Annotated in this window: 12 protein-coding genes; 8 read left to right on the top strand and 4 right to left on the bottom strand. The window is 67.8% G+C overall.

Annotation, left to right across the window (positions count from 1 at the left end):
- Positions 1 to 49: 49 nt before the first annotated feature.
- Together BMY29_RS21575 and BMY29_RS04845 are read right to left on the bottom strand one after the other, a co-directional pair.
- Positions 50 to 181 carry a hypothetical protein gene (locus tag BMY29_RS21575; RefSeq protein ID WP_275041261.1) on the bottom strand — a complete coding sequence of 44 codons (132 nt, stop codon included), beginning with the start codon at positions 179 to 181 and terminating at the stop codon, positions 50 to 52.
- Between the two features lie 117 nt (positions 182 to 298).
- A complete protein-coding gene (locus BMY29_RS04845) occupies positions 299 to 2,542 on the bottom strand; it encodes a VWA domain-containing protein (protein WP_049991889.1) in 2,244 nt (747 codons plus the stop codon).
- A gap of 34 nt (positions 2,543 to 2,576) precedes the next feature.
- Between BMY29_RS04845 and cobN the strand changes: the two genes are divergently transcribed.
- Genes cobN through BMY29_RS04860 form a run of 3 tightly spaced genes read left to right on the top strand, consistent with a single transcriptional unit; the run spans position 2,577 to position 8,039 of the window.
- Positions 2,577 to 6,473, top strand: a complete 3,897-nt coding sequence (cobN, locus tag BMY29_RS04850) for a cobaltochelatase subunit CobN (protein WP_049991890.1) — start codon at positions 2,577 to 2,579, stop codon at positions 6,471 to 6,473.
- Positions 6,466 to 7,224: a precorrin-8X methylmutase gene (locus tag BMY29_RS04855; protein WP_049991891.1), complete on the top strand. Its 759-nt coding sequence runs from the start codon at positions 6,466 to 6,468 to the stop codon at positions 7,222 to 7,224. Before cobN ends, BMY29_RS04855 begins: the two co-directional genes overlap by 8 nt.
- Positions 7,224 to 8,039: a cobalt-precorrin-7 (C(5))-methyltransferase gene (locus BMY29_RS04860; RefSeq protein ID WP_049991892.1), complete on the top strand. Its 816-nt coding sequence runs from the start codon at positions 7,224 to 7,226 to the stop codon at positions 8,037 to 8,039. The genes BMY29_RS04855 and BMY29_RS04860 overlap by 1 nt, the downstream gene beginning before the upstream one ends.
- A 65-nt stretch (positions 8,040 to 8,104) precedes the next feature.
- Here the strand turns inward: BMY29_RS04860 and BMY29_RS20920 are convergent, their stop codons facing one another.
- Positions 8,105 to 8,269: a hypothetical protein gene (locus BMY29_RS20920; protein ID WP_173424948.1), complete on the bottom strand. Its 165-nt coding sequence runs from the start codon at positions 8,267 to 8,269 to the stop codon at positions 8,105 to 8,107.
- Positions 8,270 to 8,546: 277 nt separating this feature from the next.
- Between BMY29_RS20920 and BMY29_RS04865 the strand changes: the two genes are divergently transcribed.
- The 4 genes from BMY29_RS04865 (at position 8,547) to BMY29_RS20925 (ending at position 13,975) form a co-directional block, all read left to right on the top strand.
- Positions 8,547 to 10,142, top strand: a complete 1,596-nt coding sequence (locus BMY29_RS04865; RefSeq protein ID WP_049991893.1) for an NADH-ubiquinone oxidoreductase-F iron-sulfur binding region domain-containing protein — start codon at positions 8,547 to 8,549, stop codon at positions 10,140 to 10,142.
- Positions 10,139 to 13,423 carry a formate dehydrogenase subunit alpha gene (fdhF, locus tag BMY29_RS04870; RefSeq protein WP_049991894.1) on the top strand — a complete coding sequence of 1,095 codons (3,285 nt, stop codon included), beginning with the start codon at positions 10,139 to 10,141 and terminating at the stop codon, positions 13,421 to 13,423. Before BMY29_RS04865 ends, fdhF begins: the two co-directional genes overlap by 4 nt.
- 58 nt (positions 13,424 to 13,481) lie before the next feature.
- The gene (locus tag BMY29_RS04875; RefSeq protein WP_049991895.1) at positions 13,482 to 13,694 is read left to right on the top strand and encodes a DUF2171 domain-containing protein; all 213 of its coding nucleotides are present in this window, start codon (positions 13,482 to 13,484) and stop codon (positions 13,692 to 13,694) included.
- Between the two features lie 116 nt (positions 13,695 to 13,810).
- Positions 13,811 to 13,975 (top strand): hypothetical protein, encoded by a 165-nt coding sequence (locus BMY29_RS20925; RefSeq protein WP_160290124.1) that lies wholly within the window; start codon positions 13,811 to 13,813, stop codon positions 13,973 to 13,975.
- 81 nt (positions 13,976 to 14,056) lie between these two features.
- Here BMY29_RS20925 and BMY29_RS04880 read toward each other — a convergent pair whose 3' ends face one another.
- A complete protein-coding gene (locus tag BMY29_RS04880; protein ID WP_049991896.1) occupies positions 14,057 to 14,617 on the bottom strand; it encodes a DUF1802 family protein in 561 nt (186 codons plus the stop codon).
- A 107-nt stretch (positions 14,618 to 14,724) separates the two neighbouring features.
- Here BMY29_RS04880 and BMY29_RS04885 point away from each other — a divergent pair, with 107 nt between their 5' ends.
- On the top strand, positions 14,725 to 16,050 hold the full coding sequence (locus BMY29_RS04885; RefSeq protein ID WP_049991909.1) for a cobyrinic acid a,c-diamide synthase: 1,326 nt from the start codon (positions 14,725 to 14,727) through the stop codon (positions 16,048 to 16,050).
- The last annotated feature ends 55 nt before the right edge of the window (positions 16,051 to 16,105 follow it).

Here is a 16,105-nt window from a genome sequence, read left to right on the forward strand (position 1 = left end):
GGATAACAGCGGAGGGCGCTCAAAGGGGTGTTGATACGCCGCGGCCGCGTCAAAAGACGACGTTCCAGATATGCCCGCAGTTCTCGCACTCGAACGTCTTCTGCAGGCCGGACTCGAGGATGTTCCGTTCGATCTCGATTCCCGCGTCGGCCAGGCACTCCGGACACTGGACGGTCGTCACTGCCTGTGTCGAGGCGACGAATTACCGTAAATTGCGCACCAATGTAATTTGGGGCGAACGTAGCGAGAGATTGAATTATCAACGCTGACGACTTTCGGCGGGCCGCCCTGGCTACCGCTAGGTCCGGTCCTCGGACGCCGCGCGCTCGGCGGCGGCCCGCACCCGCTCGGTCGACAGCGCGGCCAGGTCGACCAGGTCGCCCCCGGTCTCGCCGGCGACCGTCTCCGTGAGACCCGCCCGAGAGTCGTCGCCGGCGTCGACGACGATCACCCGTGCGTCGGTGGCCGCGAGCGCGCAGGCCGCGGCCCGCGTGTCGGCGGTCGGACTCCCGTCGGCGACGGTCGCCCGGCCGTCGGTGACGAGGACGACGACCGCCGCATCGGTGTCGGCGCGCTCGACGACTCGCCGCGAGGTCTCGAGGCCGGCCGGCAGCGGTGTTCGATCGCCCGAGGGAAGATCCTTGAGGTGGCGCGCGGCCAGGGAAACGCTGTCGGTCGGCGGCAACAGGACGTCGGCGTCCTCCCCGGCGAAGGCGACGAACGCGACCTCGTCGCGGTGCTCGTAGCTGTCGCGCAGCAACTCGAGGACGACCCCCTTGGCGGTCCGCATCGCCGGCCGCATCGAGGCGCTGGCGTCGACCGCGAAGACGATCGTCACCGACGTCTCGCCGGCGCGAACGGACCGGCGGAGATCCTCCGTCTCGACCCGCGACTCGCCGCGAGCCGCCGCCGAGCGAACGGACGCCGCGGCGTCGATCGGACCGTCACCCGACGCGGGTTCGGTGCGGACTCGGGCCCCCCGGTTGTCCGCACTCGGCGTTGTGTTCGCGCGCGAGCCTGTCGCCGCGTCGCCGGTGTTGCCCTCGGCGGACGGCGTCTCGATTTCGGGCGCCGTGGCCTCGCCGATTCCGGCCCGCTGCTGGCCCGGGACCAACGGTTGGGCCGTCTCGTCCTCCTCGCCGCCTTCGCTCGACTCGCCGGAATCGGACTCGGACCCTGAGGCCCGATCGCCCGCGTTCCCCTCCGAATTTCCGGCGCCGGTTTCGGCCGGCGCCTGCGCCTGGTCGCCCGCCGTCGATCGCTCGTCCTCCGTCGGCCCCTGATCGGGACCCGCTCCGTCGCCGTCGGAATCGGGCTCGCTCTCCGAATCGCCGCCGTCGGCGCGATCACCACTGTCGTCGTCGGCACCGTCCCCCTCGTCCCGATCGCCCGTCTCGTCTCCGTCCCCGGACTCGGGGTTCGATTCGTCACCGTCGTTCCCGTCGCCGTTCTCATCGTCGGCGTCGCCTCCATCGGAGTCGGGTTCCTCGCCGTCTTCCCGCTCGGGGGACTGCTCGTCGAACCGATCCTCGAGCAACTCGTCGAGATCGGGTTCGTCCTCGAACGGGGTGCTCCGGAGTCGGTGGGGCAGCGCGTAGGTGGCGGCCTCGTGGACGTCGGACTCGATAACCGTCGTTCGGCCCTCGAGTGCGGCCAAGGTCATGGCGGTCCGGGCCGTCGCCACGTCCCCGCGGTGGCCGTCGACGCCGGCCTCGAGGCAGAGGTCGGCGATCTCCTCCTTGAACTCGGTCGGGAGGGCGACGTCCGAGCGCCGGTCGCGGGCGGCGGTCAGGTCCTCGCGCAGCGCCGCGACCTCGTCGGCGTACTCCGTCCGCGGGTCCGTTCCGTCGTCGGTCGCGAGCGCGCGGTCGATGATCTCGACGCGGTCGTCGATCTCGCGACAGCCCTCGACGGTCGCTCGGAGTGCGAACCGGTCGCGCAGTTGGGGCCGCAGGTCGCCCTCCTCGGGGTTCATCGTGCCGATCAGGGTGACGTTCGCGGGGTGGGAGACGCTGATCCCGTCGCGCTCGACGGTGTTGACGCCGCTGGCGGCCGCATCCAGGATGACGTCGACCAGGTGATCGTCCAGCAGGTTGACCTCGTCGACGTAGAGGATCCCGCGGTTCGCGCGGGCCAACAGGCCGGGATCGAAGTCGGCCTGGCCGGCCAGCGCGTCCTCGATCGAGAGGGTGCCGACGACCCGGTCGCGGGTCGCGCCCAGCGGTAGGGTCACGAGCGGGACAGGCCTGGTCTCGATCGGTAGCTCTTCGGGATCGCGCTCGCGGCAGTCCGCACACTGCAGGCTCGGATCGTCCGGTGCGCAGCCGTACGGGCAGTCCGCGACGGCCCGCTGCTCGGGCAGGAGATCCACCAGCGCCCGGACGGCGGTCGACTTCGCGGTTCCCTTCTCCCCGACGATCAGGGCCCCGTCGAGGCCGTCGTCGGCCGCGACGGCCAACAGCACGCGCTTCAGGTCGTCCTGTCCGACGATCGCCGGAAAGGGGAGTGACGATAGCTTTTTGTCTCCGGCCTCTACAACCATACTTGAGCTAATACAACAGAGGTTTAAAAAGTCGATGACAACGATCGCGATCTACACCGCGACGGAGAACGAACTCGGCTCGATCGGCCGGGCCGCCCGGCGGCTCGAGGACGTCGACCTGGTCGTTCGCTCGGAGAGCAACCTCGACGACGAGGCCGACGTCGAGGAGTTCGTCGAGGAATCGACCGACGCCGCGGCGGCGATTTGCTGGCTGCACGGGGCCGAAGACAGCATGCCGGGCTACGACTACGCGACGGGCGCGCTCGAAGAGGCGGGCGTTCCGCTGATCGTCAAGTCGACCGGCGACGCCTTCGCGTTCGAGGACACGACGGTCGCCGAGGCGCACCGCGACCGCGCCTACGAGTACCTGGAGAAGGGCGGGACGATCAACGTCGAGAACTGCTGTCGGTTCCTGGCCGCGGAGTACGAGGGCCGCGATCTCGAGTACGACGAGCCCGCGGAACTCCCCACGGAGGGCGTCTACCACCCCGATCATCCGGGCATCGAGTACGAGGAACTGCTCGAGACCCACGACCCCGAGAAGCCGACGGTTGCGGTCTGGTTCTACGAGTCCCACTGGACCCACGAGAACACCCGCTACGTCGACGCCCAGGTCCGGGCGCTCGAGGAGCAGGGGGCCAACGCCCTGCCGATCTTCTGTAACCCGGCAACGGACACCGACGAACAGGAAGACGCTGAGTGGGTCACGGACAACTGGCTCGTCGATGATGCGGAAGAGCCCATCGTCGACGCCGTGCTCTCCTCCTTTATGTTCTCGCTCTCGATGGACGAGCGCGGCCGCAGCGCCAGCGACGAGGGCGATTCCGCGGAGGACGTCTTCCTCGACCGCCTGGGCGTCCCGGTGCTCCAGACGGTCACCACGATGCGGTCCCGGTCGCGCTACGAGTCCAGCGACACGGGCGTGATGGGCTTCGAACTCGCGCTCTCGGTCGCGCTGCCGGAGTTCGACGGTAACGTCATCACCCACCCCATCTCGGGGAAGGAACGAACCGACGACGAGGCCGGCATCGGCTCCGCGCCGAAACACCACTTCCCGATCGAGGACCGGATCGATCACGCGACCCGCCTGGCGGTCAACTGGGCGAAACTACGGCACACCCCGAACGAGGACAAACGGGTCGCAGTCGTCCTGCACAACTACCCGCCGAGCGACGACGGGATCGGGACCGCGTTCGGTCTCGACAGTCCGGAGTCGACGGTCAACCTGCTCGAGGAACTCGACGTTCGAGGGTACGACCTCGGCGGCGAGGCGCCCGACGACGGCCAGGCGCTCGTCGAGAAACTCACGTCGCAACTCACCCTGGAGGACCGCTGGGTCGCGCCGGAGGACGTCCGCGAGCTGTCGGTCGACGTGGTCTCCCCGGACACCTACGAGGCCTGGTTCGAGTCCGCCGACGAGCGGTTCCGGGAGAACGTCGTCGAGGAGTGGGGCGAGGTCCCCGACCGCCCGTTCGCGATTCCGGGCGTCGAGTTCGGCAACGTGCTCGTCACCGTCCAGCCCCCGCGCGGATTCGGGATGGACCCCTCGAAAGTCTACCACGACTCGGACCTCCAGCCGCCCCACGACTACTTCGCCTTCTACGGCTGGCTTCGCAACGCGTACGACGCTGACGCGGTCGTCCACCTGGGCACCCACGGCAGCCTCGAGTGGCTCCCCGGCAAGACCGTCGGCCTGAACGGCGAGAGCGCACCTGATCAGCTGATCGACGACATCCCGAACGTCTACCCCTACATCGTGAACAACCCCGGCGAGGGGACCCAGGCCAAACGGCGCTCCTACGCCGCCATCGTCGACTACCTGACCCCGGTCATGCGAAACGCCGGAACGTACGACGAACTCTCAGAGCTCGAGGAGCTCGCGAACCAGTACCGCGAGGCCGGGATGGAAGACGCTCGCGCCGACGACGGCGACCACCTCGAGACGCTCATCCGGGAGGCGGTCGAGGAACTCGATCTCGCGGTCGAACTCGGGATTGCGGGGACGATTGACGAGAAGGCCGACGTCCGCGGCCCGGACGAGGCCGGCTCGACGCTCGCGGAGGGTAACGTGGACGGCGACGACGTCGATATCGACGAACTCGTCGAACGCGTCCACGAGTACCTCACCGACGTCAAGACGACCCAGATCCGACTCGGACTCCACACCATGTCCGAGCCGCCGGCCGACGAGCGCCTGGTCGAGTACCTCGTCGCGCTCACCCGTCTCGAGAACCCCGGCGCGCCGAGTCTGCGCGAGAGTGTGGCCGGCGCGCTCGGCGTCGATTACGACAAAATGCTGAACGCGCCTGGCGAGTACGACGAGGCCCTCGGCATGACCTACGCCGAAGCCGCCGACGTCGTCCACGAGACGAGCCTCGACCTGGTCGAGACGCTGGCCGAACACGACTTCGATATCCCCGAATCCGAGCGCCAGGCCGGCGCGGACGACGAGGTGAACATGAACCTGCTCGTCGTCGACCTCGAGACGATCGGCGACGCGCGGGCGAAATCGGGCGCTCACGACTACCTGCGGGAGGCGCTGGCCTACATCTGCGAGGAGGCCCAGCCCCGCGTCCAGGGCGCCGAAGACGAGATTCCCCGCACTGCAGATGCGCTCTCGGGCGAGTACGTCCCGCCTGGCGGCTCCGGTGCACCGACCCGCGGCGGCGTCGACCTCCTCCCCACGGCGCGGAACTTCTACACGCTCGATCCGCGGAAGGTGCCAGCCAAGCCCGCCTGGCAGGTCGGCCGCGAGGTCGCAGAGGGTGTCCTCGAGCGTCACCGCTCCGAGAACGGCGAGTACCCCGAAGAGATCGGCGTCGTCGCCTGGGGCACCCCGACGGTGCGCACCCGCGGCGAGACCATCGCTCAGGTGCTCGCGATGATGGGCGTCGAACCGCAGTGGACCGACGCCGGCCGGATCGACGACGTCGAACCGATCCCGCTCGACGAGTTGGAGCGACCCAGAATCGACGTGACGACGCGCGTTTCCGGCCTCTTCCGGGATGCCTTCCCGGCCGCGGCAGGGGTCATCCACGACGCCGTGGACGCGGTCGTCGACCTCGACGAACCCCGCGACATGAACTACGTCAAGAAGCACGTCGAGGAGGATGCCGAAGAGTTGCAGAACGAGGAAGGACTCGACGAATCCGACGCCCGCACGGCCGCCAAGCATCGGGTCTTCACGACCAGGCCAGGCGGCTACGGCGCCGGGACGAACAAGGCCGTCGACGAGGGCAACTGGGACGACCGCTCGGACCTCGCCTCGGTTTACGTCCAGTGGGGCGGGTACGCGATGGGCTCCAGAGGGCGCGTCTCGGACGCCCACGACGCCTTCGAGCGGCGGCTCTCGAGCGTCGACGCGACGGTCAAACTCGAGGACACGATGGAGCAAGACGAGTTCGACTCCTCGGACTGGTACGCCTTCCACGGCGGCTTCATTTCCGCCGTGAGCGAGATCTCGGGCGAGGAACCGGCCTCCTACGTCGGCGACTCCTCGGACCCGGACAACGTCGACGTCTACACGAACGAGGAGAAGGTCCGCAAGGCGATGCGCTCGCGGGTCCTGAACCCCGACTGGCTCGACTCCATGGAGGAGCACGGTTACAAGGGCGCGGGCGACCTCTCGACGACCGTCGACGTGACGCTTGGCTGGGACGCCACCACCGGCGTCGTCTCCGAGACGCTCTGGGAGGAAGTCGCCGAAAAGTACGCCTTCGACGAGGATCGCCAGGCCTGGCTGCGCGACGTCAACCCGTGGGCGCTGGAGTCCATCACGGACACCTTGCTCGAGGCGATCGAGCGCGACCTGTGGGACGCCGACGACGAGACGGTCGACCGACTGCGCGACCTGAACCTCGCGGTCGAGGGCGATCTCGAGGCGCGGACGACCAACGAAGCCGTCGGCGCGGAGGTGTCGACCGATGACTGACGGCGGACAGCAAGAGTTCGAGGAGGAGTACGCCGACCTAGGCGCGACGACCCAGAACGCGATGGACATCGCGGAGACCAGCATGGACATCGTCCGGCAGTTCGTGCCGGACGAGACGCTGGCGGACCGGATCCGCCAGAAGTCGGTCCACTCGATGGGCGACATCGAGTTCCAGCACCTGATCGAGTTCACCGGGAGCGACGACCGCGGCGACGACGAAGACGCACCGGTTCGCGCCGGCGCGCGGGCCGTCCTCGACGAGGCGACCATCGTCACCGACATTACGATGTCCAAGGCCGGGATTACCTCCCGCGGCCACGACTGCGAGAAGCGCAAGGCGATCGGCAACGGCGCCGAACTGGCGAAGGAGACAGGCATGACCCGGACCGCCGCCTCGGTGCTCGAACTCGACAAGCAAGGCGTCTACGACGGCGCGATCGCGACGATCGGCAACGCGCCGACGGCCGCCTTCGCGCTCGCGGACTGCATCGAGAACGGCACCAGGCCCGCCGCCGTCGTCGCCACGCCCGTCGGCTTCGTCAAGGCAGAGGAGAGCCGCCAGCGCATCCGCGAGGTCAGCGCAGCGTACGACGTCCCCGCGATCACCAACGTCGGCCGCCGCGGCGGGAGCGGCCTGGCCGCCGCGCTGACGAACGAGTTGATCCACGTCGCGAAAGACGTCCGAACCGGCGACGTGGAGCTGGACCGCACGGCTGCGGACCGCTCGGCGGCGACCGGCGAGGACGACTGATGAGCGGCGAGTACGACCTCGACGCGGGACCGGATCCGGCGACGGTCGCGGCCGCGGATCCGGAACCCGACATCGACGAGGAGACTGACGAACCCGTCTACGCCGTCGGCGTCGGTCCGGGCAACCCGGAGTATCTCACGCCTCGCGGCGAGCGCGCGATTCGCCAGGCGGACGTCGTCGTTGGCTTCACGACCGTCGTGGAGTTCGTCGAGGACGAGACCGACGCCGAGCTGTTGACCTGCGGGTACAAAGACGAAGCCGAGGCGCTTGCGGAATTCGGCGAGCGCGTCGCCGCCGGCGAGACGGGGACCGCGGTCGCGATGGGCGACCCCAACCACTCGGGCTACCAGTTCGTCGGGAAGGTTCAGGATGCCGTCGAGCGTCAGGACCCCGAAATACCGGTGCGGGTCATCCCCGGCATTTCGTCGCTCCAGCTGGCCGCGAGCCGCGCCCGGACGCCGATGGAGGACACCGAATTCGTCACGCTCCACAAGAGCGGCGACCTCGGGGCCGACATGGACCGGCTTGCGGCCGCGGTGACGACGGAGGACCGCCACCTGCTCGTGCTCCCCCGGCCGTTCGATCGGATGCCGGGCGACATCGCCGAATTTCTGCTCGATCGGGGCGCTGACCCGGATCTCGAGGCCCTCGTGCTCGAGAAGCTGACCCACGACGACGAGCGGATCCATCGGTTCGCGCTCGCGGACCTGGCGGACCACGCCGGCGGGACCGGGCGGGAGGACACGCCGTTTTCCGATCTGGTCGTGCTCGCCGTTCGACAGCCGGTCTCGTCGGGCCGGCCGCTCGATCGGTGAGCGGAACCCGGCGGTATTCGGCGGACCCGGTTCCGACCGAGAGGACGATAAAAAACGGCCGCTCGCTATTTATCTCGGGTGTATTCGCGAAGCACCGTCGAGACGGTGTTCGAGACCTCCTCGATGACGACGGCGTTCGTCTTCCTGAGATCCCCGTCCTGCGCTTCGCTGAGGTGTTGTAGTGCCTCTCGAAGGTGGTACTCGGTCTCGGTGGTGGTGTCCCCACTCATAGTGATCAAGGGAACGTTCCTAACCGACTCGCCCTGTTAAGTTCGTTGGTGAGACGGCTGCCTGCCGTTCGAGCGCGTCTCGAACCGCTTCCCGCCGGTTCCGAACGCGGTCGCGGCCGGTCCGGCCGTCGGATCTCACCCGCACCGAACGCGATGTCCGCATCCCGAATATCTGACGGCCTCGTACCGGGTGCTGCCGTTTTCTCGTCTCGATACGGACGCCTGGCTGGCACAGGACTGCATCATGCTTTTAGACGTCTCTGTCAAGCGCATAGCTATGCCTGAACAGAGGGGAGCGGTCGGCCGAGCCCCGGCCGTTCGAATCAGCAGTTCTGCGGTCACCGCTTCGGAAGCCGTCCTCGACGAAGCGCGCGAGGTGGCCGAAACGACACACGTCGTCGAGGTCGGTCCGGTCGGAATTCCCCGATTCGAGCCGCTCGTGATGGCGACGTCCGAGGGGACGACCGCGTTCCACACCAACGTCTCTCCGCGCGAGGCGCAGTCGCTCGTCGAACTGCTCGAATCGGGGGAGCCGCCGACCGACGGAGCGCACGCCACCGTTTCGCACGACCCCGAGACGGCGACGCTGCCGCGTCCCGAGGAGGGACCGCTCGCAGTCGGTGAGCGCGTCGCGCTCGCGCGGTGCGGATGGGTCGTTCCCGCGAGCGTCGCCGATTACGACGGCGGCGATGGGCTCGTCTCCGCGTCCACCGACGCCGACGACGCTCACGAACGGATCGGCGAACTCGGCCTCCGCGGACGCGGCCGCGGCGACGGAAGCACCGATGAGCCGATCGCGGAGACGTGGACGACGGTTCGGGAGACGCCAGGCGACCCGGTCGTCGTCGTCAACGCGAACGAAGCGGACGAGAACGCGCGCTCGGATTCGCTGCTGTTGGAGGGCGCGCCGATCGACGTGTTGGACGGGGCGAGAGTCGTCGCGTCGATCCTCGAGACGCCCGACGTCGTCGTCTATCTCAACGACGAGGACGAGCTGGCGCGCGAGCGCGTCGAGCGGGCGGCGGGGGCGATGGACCGCACCGTCGACGGACTGAACGTACAGGTCACCAGCGGCCCCGATACGTACAGGGCGGGGGAGATGACGATGGCGCTCGAGTCGCTCGAGGGAAACGACCGTCTCGAGGCGCGCCGCCGACCGCCGGGGCCCGCGGAGTACGGCCTGTTCGGTCGACCGACCGCGATCCACACGCCCCGCACACTCGCACAGGTTCGGGCCGCCCTCGCGACGCCCGAGGCGATGGCGACCCAGGAGTCCGATCCCGGCACGCGGCTCGTGACTGTCGCCGGCGACGTCGAGTCACCGGCGACGGTCGAACTTCCCACGGACGGCGCGCTCGAAACCGCGTTCGAAGCCGTCCTCGGCGACGGGCAGTTCAAAGCCGCCTGCGTCGGCGGCGTCTTCGGGGGCATCACCCGCGATATCCGCGTGGCGCCGAGCGCTGGATCGCTCCGCTCGTCGAACCTCGGGACCAACGGCATCGTCGAGCGGCTCAACCACGATCGGTGCATGGTCGCGTTCGCCGGGAAACGCGCGAAGTTCGCCCGTGAGGGCAACTGCGGACGCTGCGTGCCGGGTCGCGAGGGGACCAAACAGCTCGTCGAACTCCTGCGGAACATCTACGACGGCGACTACGACCGCGGCATGATCGAAGAACTCGCTCGCGTGATGCGTCGGTCGTCGATCTGCGACTTCGGCCGCACCGCGCCGCGGCCGACGACGACCGCGATCTCGAACTTCGACAGCGAGTTCACCGCCCACACTGAGGGGTACTGTCCGGCCGGATTCTGCGAAGCCCACGCGGAAACCGAGCGCCGAACCGAACCGCGACGACCCGAGTCTACCACCCAATGAGCGGCTACAAAGATCCACACCCGCACGTTCCGAACATCGACGACCCGCAACCGGAGACCCCGCTGACCGAGGACTTCAACAAGGGGACCGCGAACGACCCGAACGTCGACGTGACGACGGCGACGACCGAGATCAGCGTCGACGGCGAGCAACTAACAATGCGCCCGGGGGCGACCATCCTCGACGCCATCGAGGGAACCGACGCTCACGAGGACGTCCCCGCCCTCTGTCACTACGAACGGGGCGACGAGGGCGATTCCGGCGATCACGGCCGCTACGAAATCGGGCCGCGAAGCGAGTGCCGAACGTGCATGGTCGAGACGGACAAGTACGGCCTGGTCCCGTCGTGTAGCTTCCCGGCGGAGGACGGCCTGACCGTCGAGACGGACACGGCCGATGCGATGGAAGCGCGGGACGTCAACCTCGACCTCCTCCTCTCGAATCACAACCTTCGGTGTACCACGTGTTCGAAAAACGGCTGGTGCGAGCTGCAGGATGCGTCGATTCAGCAGGGCGTCGAGCACCCGCGCTACGGCGTCTTCGACGACCGCGACGAGTACGAACCGATCGACTCGACGTCGTCGTTCATCCAGATCGATCGGAACAAGTGCATTCTCTGTAATCGGTGCGTCGAAGCCTGCAGCGACGTGCAGGTCGCGGGCGTGCTCCGCATGGAGGGCAACGGCCCGGACACCCGCATCGGCTTCCAGAGCGAGGCCGAAACGATGGCCGACTCGAACTGCATCTCCTGTGGCCACTGCGCGACGGTCTGTCCGACCGGGTCGATCGTCGAAGAGGGCCTCACCGACATGACGACGCTGCCGCTGCCCGGATTCGATCAGGAGAACTCCATCGGCAAGGTGATCCGCGGGGAGCGAGCCGACACGATCGAGACGAGCGAGTCGCCGAACCGGGCGGTCACGGGACGGGTGCCCACCGACGTCAACGTCGCCAGGCAATCGGGCGTCGCAAAGATGATGGCCCGAGCGAAACGGCAAGCCGGGAGCACGCGAAAACTGGCGAGCGAGAAGGCCCGCGAGGCGGCGGATATGGTCCTCGAGGGAACGGAACACACGGCCGAGTTCGTCGCGGCGAACTCCCTCCCCGAGGGGATGCTGTTCGATATCGGCCACGCGGTGGGCGACCAGCGACTCAAGCGGGTGAACAAAGCCGAGACCACCTGCGGCTACTGTGCGGTGGGCTGTCGGTTCGATCTCTACGGGAAAGACGGCGAGGTCCTCGGGACGCGGCCGGCCGACCCCGACGCCACGCCCGCGAACGGCTACTCGACCTGCGTCAAGGGCAAGTTCGGCTACGACTTCGCCAACAGCGACGAACGAATCACAACCCCGCTCATCAGAGAGGACGGCGAGTTCCGCGAGGCGTCCTGGGAGGAGGCGCTCTCTCGCGTCGTCGACGAGTTGACGGACGCGCGCGAGACTCACGGGCAGGACTCGCTCGCGGTGTTCTCCTCGTCGAAGGCGACCAACGAGGAGAACTTCCTGATGCAGAAGTTCGCCAGGCAGGTATTGGAAACGAAGAACATCGACAACTGTACGCGGCTCTGTCACTCCTCGACGGTGGCGGCGCTGAAACAGACGATGGGGTACGGCGCGATGACCAACCGGATCAAGGACGTCGGCAACGCCGACTGCTACCTCATCACGGGTTCGAACACGACCGAGAGCCATCCCGTGCTGGCGACGAAGCTCAAACAGAACGTTCGGGACGGGGCCGACCTGTTCGTCTTCGAGCCCCGGCGGATCGAGCTCGCCGAACACGCCGACCAGTTCACGCGCACGGAGGGCGGACACGACATCGCGTGGATCAACGGCATGATCCGCTACATCATCGAGAACGACCTGCACGACGAGGCGTTCATCGAGGAGCGCACGAGGGGCTTCGAGGACGTCAAGGAGAAGGTCCAGCCGTTTACTCCCGACAAGGTCGAAGAACTCACGAGCGTCTCGCCCGAGGAGCTCGAAAATGCCGCCGAAACGATCGCCACGGCCGACACGTGCGTGTTCGGCTGGGCGATGGGAATCTCCCAGCACACCTACGGCACGCAGACGGTGCTCGCGCTCGCCGATCTCGCGCTCGTAACCGGCCACGTGGGCAAACCGAACGCGGGGATGTCGCCGTTCCGCGGCCAGAACAACGTGCAAGGGGGCGGTGGCGACATGGGAACGATACCCGATAACCTCCCAGGCTATCAGGACGTGACCGACGACGAGGTGCTCGATCAGTTCGAGGACGCGTGGGGCGTCCGGCCGCCGGACGAACCGGGTCTCCGCGTCACGGAGGTGTTCGACGAGGTCGACAAAGGCAACGTTCACGGGATGTACATCATCGGGGAGAACCCCGCTATCTCCGAACCCGACCTGACGAACGCGCGCGAGAGTTTGCAGAAACTCGACTTCCTCGTCGTTCAGGACATCTTCATGACGGAAACGGCGGAGTACGCCGACGTGGTCCTCCCGGCGGCGACCTTCACCGAGAAGTACGGAACCGTCACGAACACCGAGCGGCGCGTGCAGCTGGTCCGGCCGGCGGTCGAGCCGCCGGGAACGGCTCGGGCGGACTGGAAGATTCTGCAGGACCTCGCCGGGCGAATGGGCTTCGACTGGGAGTACGATTCTCCGAGCGACATCATGGACGAGATCAACGATCTGACGCCGATCTACGGCGGGATCACTCACGAGCGCCTGGAGGAGAAGGGCGACGGACTGCAGTGGCCCTGCTTCGACGAGGACGACCCCGGCACGCCGTACCTCTACGAGGACGAATTCAACTTCGAGGACGGGAAGGCCCGGTTCATCCCCGCCGATCTGGGCGAGCCCACCGAACTGCCCGGCGAAGAGTTCCCCATCGCGCTCACCTCGGGCCGGGTGCTCTACCACTGGCACACCGGTCAACTCACCCGCCGCAGCGAGGGGCTGATGGGCCACGTCGGGGAGAGCTACGCGGAGCTCCACCCGGAGACGGCCGGACAGATCGGCGTCGCGGACGGCGAGTACGTCAAGGTCGAGTCCAAGCGGGGATCGGTCGTCGTCCGCGCGGAGGTGACCGAACGTACGGCCCCCGGAAAGGTGTTCATCCCGATGCACTTCGCGGAGGGTGCAGTCAACGAACTCACCCAGGAGAAACTCGACCCGGTGAGCCGGATCCCGGACTACAAACTGGCTAGCGTGCGAGTCAGTTCGATGGGGCCCGATCCCGATACCGAGCCGATCGGCGCGCCGGGAGAGTCCCCGCCCGGGACGCACTCCGACGACGACTGACTGGCGAGCGATCGCAGGCAGTATCTCTATTCGCACTGCCGGTCACGGTTCGCGTACCATGACCGTCGAACTCACCGAGGACCTCCTGGGGAAATCGGTCACCACCGATAACGGACAGGAGATCGGGACCGTTGCCGAAATCGACGAGGACAACATCTACATCGATATGATGAGCGACGGCGATAGCGAACACGACAGGGACATCGCCGCGGACGAGATCAAGGAGATCACCGACGACGAAGTGATTATATCCGAACCCGAGGTGCGTTAGCAGCCGGTCACCGCGAGAATCCGAGGAAGGGGGAGCGGAAGGTGATGCAGTCGGCGGCACGCTCGATCCGTTCGAGCAAGAGCGGATTATAAGGCCAACGTCGTGGAACCGAGCGTATGGCAACTCCAAACGGCGTGCAAACGAGCGACGAATCGTCGCGATCGGTCCGATCGATCTGCCGCTGCGCCCTCGTCAGCGTCCTCGTCCTCGGAGCGTTCGTCGCGGTCACGAGACTCCGCGCTCGGTCCCGCAACCGACCCCAGTTCACCGCACCGTTCTGATCGGCGGAGCCGAACCGATAGCGCCCATCGAGCACCCGCTGAGTCCGCGGATAGCACTGAGAACAAGCGACGTCCGCGGGATCACTCGAGTACGTCGCGAACCGCCGCTCGACGTTCGGCGAAGGTCGCGTCGTCGAGAATCGGCGTCGTCAACGCGAGATCGAGTTCGACGTCGTCGGCCAGGCCGATCCAGGCGCGACAGCCCCGATAGGATCCCCGTTCCTCGACGAGTCGCGGCGTCTCGAGTTCGGCGACGCGGAGCAGGAGGACCCGCAGTTCGTCGTCCGGATCGTACTTGTCGCGGAGTCCCGCCGGCGTGTAGACGTAGTGGCGGGCGAGGGCGTCTAGGTCCGCCGTCGGGACGCTAAACTCCTCGCGAACGTCAGCGACGGCGCGGATCGGGACCCCCGCCTCGGGTTTCGCGCTCGCCTGGTGGTAGTAGTCCTCGTATCTGGCCTGGTAGCGTTCGGGCGCCTGGTGGCTGTAGGCCGGGTAGAGGACGAATCGGCCGTCGATGGTCCCCGGGTCGAGCGTGGGGTGGCGGACGAGCACGATCTGTGCGCCGTCGAGTAAGGCGTTGACCACGCCGGCGCGCTCTTTCAGTGCGGGAATCGTCTCGGTCGCGGTCGTCGCGTCGCTCATCGGTGTCGGGTTTCCGAACGGTGACGGCCCCCAATTCGGTTTCGGTCCAGCGAGACACTAGTCTGACCGACGGATTCAAGTTCAGTTGTGGAAACGCAAGCACAATGATGAACGGATTCGTCCTCGGCGGCGTCAGTTCCGGCGTCGGGAAGACGGTCGCGACGCTGTCGATCATCCGGTCGCTGGCGGACGCCGGCTACGACGTCCAGCCCGCCAAGGCGGGGCCGGACTTCATCGATCCGAGCCACCACGAGGCGATCGCGGGCCGCCCCTCCCGAACCCTGGACCTGTGGCTCGAGGGAGAAGACGGCCTCCGACGCAACTATCGCCGCGGCGAGGGCGATATCTGCGTCGTCGAGGGGGTCATGGGACTGTACGACGGCGACGGTTCGAGCACTGCGATGGTCGCGGAGGCCCTCGATCTGCCTGTCGTCCTCGTGGTCGACGCCAAGGCCGGCATGGAAAGCGTCGCGGCCACCGCCCTGGGGTTCGAGAACTACGCCGACACCATCGGCCGCGATATCGAGGTCGTCGGCGTCGTCGCCCAGCGCGCCCACGGCGGCCGCCACGAGCAGGGGATCCGCGACGCCCTGCCCGACGACCTCGAGTACTTCGGACGGATTCCCCCGTCGGACGACCTCGAAATTCCCGACCGCCACCTCGGCCTCGAGATGGGCGACGAGGCGGCGCTGCCGACCGACGCGCTCCGCGAGGCCGCCGAATCGCTCCGTCCCGAGCGCCTAGCCGCGGTCGCGAGCGAACCGCCCGCGTCCGAGACGGAACCGTCGACCGGCGTCCCCGCCGACCCGGTCGACGCCACGGTCGCCGTCGCCAGCGACGCCGCCTTCTGCTTCCGGTATCCGGCGACGATCGAGCGGGTCCGCGAGCGGGCCGACCTGGCGACGTTCTCGCCGGTCGCGGGCGACCCCGTCCCCGACTGCGACGGGGTCTACCTGCCCGGCGGCTACCCCGAACTCCACGCCGACGACCTCGCGTCAGCTGGCACGCTCGATGAACTCGGCGACCTGGCGAGTGAGGGAGTACCCGTCCTCGGGGAGTGCGGCGGCCTGATGGCGATGAGCCGATCGCTGACGACGGCCGAGGGCGAGCGCAGCGAGATGGCCGGCATCCTGCCGGCCGACGTGACCATGCACGACCGGTACCAGGCGCTCGATCACGTCGAACTCGAGGCGATCGAGGGGTCCCTGACTGCGGACACCGGCGAGACCGTCCGCGGCCACGAGTTCCACTACTCGAGCGCCGATGTCGACAGCGATGCCCGCTTCGCGTTCGAGACCGTTCGCGGCGACGGCATCGACGGCGAGCACGACGGCCTCACGGAGTACGAGTCGCTGGGCACGTACGCCCACGTCCACCCCGAGAGCGGGGCGTTCGATCGGTTCCTCGAACGCGTCGAGCCGCCGCGGAAGTGATCGGACGGCGGTAAGCGACGGCCGACCGTCCGCCGTTGCCGTCACCGTCGCTTGG

Origin of the sequence: Natrinema salifodinae, assembly GCF_900110455.1 — an archaeon.
Taxonomy (GTDB): Archaea; Halobacteriota; Halobacteria; order Halobacteriales; family Natrialbaceae; genus Natrinema; species Natrinema salifodinae.

Excerpts from the sequence above, each read along its gene's own strand:
- BMY29_RS20920 (WP_173424948.1), bottom strand. The coding sequence starts at position 8,269 with ATGAGTGGGGACACCACCACCGAGACCGAGTACCACCTTCGAGAGGCA.
- BMY29_RS04880 (WP_049991896.1), bottom strand. The coding sequence starts at position 14,617 with ATGAGCGACGCGACGACCGCGACCGAGACGATTCCCGCACTGAAAGAG.
- BMY29_RS04865 (WP_049991893.1), top strand. The coding sequence starts at position 8,547 with ATGCCTGAACAGAGGGGAGCGGTCGGCCGAGCCCCGGCCGTTCGAATC.
- fdhF (WP_049991894.1), top strand. The coding sequence starts at position 10,139 with ATGAGCGGCTACAAAGATCCACACCCGCACGTTCCGAACATCGACGAC.
- BMY29_RS20925 (WP_160290124.1), top strand. The coding sequence starts at position 13,811 with ATGGCAACTCCAAACGGCGTGCAAACGAGCGACGAATCGTCGCGATCG.
- BMY29_RS04845 (WP_049991889.1), bottom strand. The coding sequence starts at position 2,542 with ATGGTTGTAGAGGCCGGAGACAAAAAGCTATCGTCACTCCCCTTTCCG.
- BMY29_RS04885 (WP_049991909.1), top strand. The coding sequence starts at position 14,725 with ATGAACGGATTCGTCCTCGGCGGCGTCAGTTCCGGCGTCGGGAAGACG.
- cobN (WP_049991890.1), top strand. The coding sequence starts at position 2,577 with ATGACAACGATCGCGATCTACACCGCGACGGAGAACGAACTCGGCTCG.
- BMY29_RS04860 (WP_049991892.1), top strand. The coding sequence starts at position 7,224 with ATGAGCGGCGAGTACGACCTCGACGCGGGACCGGATCCGGCGACGGTC.
- BMY29_RS04855 (WP_049991891.1), top strand. The coding sequence starts at position 6,466 with ATGACTGACGGCGGACAGCAAGAGTTCGAGGAGGAGTACGCCGACCTA.
- BMY29_RS04875 (WP_049991895.1), top strand. The coding sequence starts at position 13,482 with ATGACCGTCGAACTCACCGAGGACCTCCTGGGGAAATCGGTCACCACC.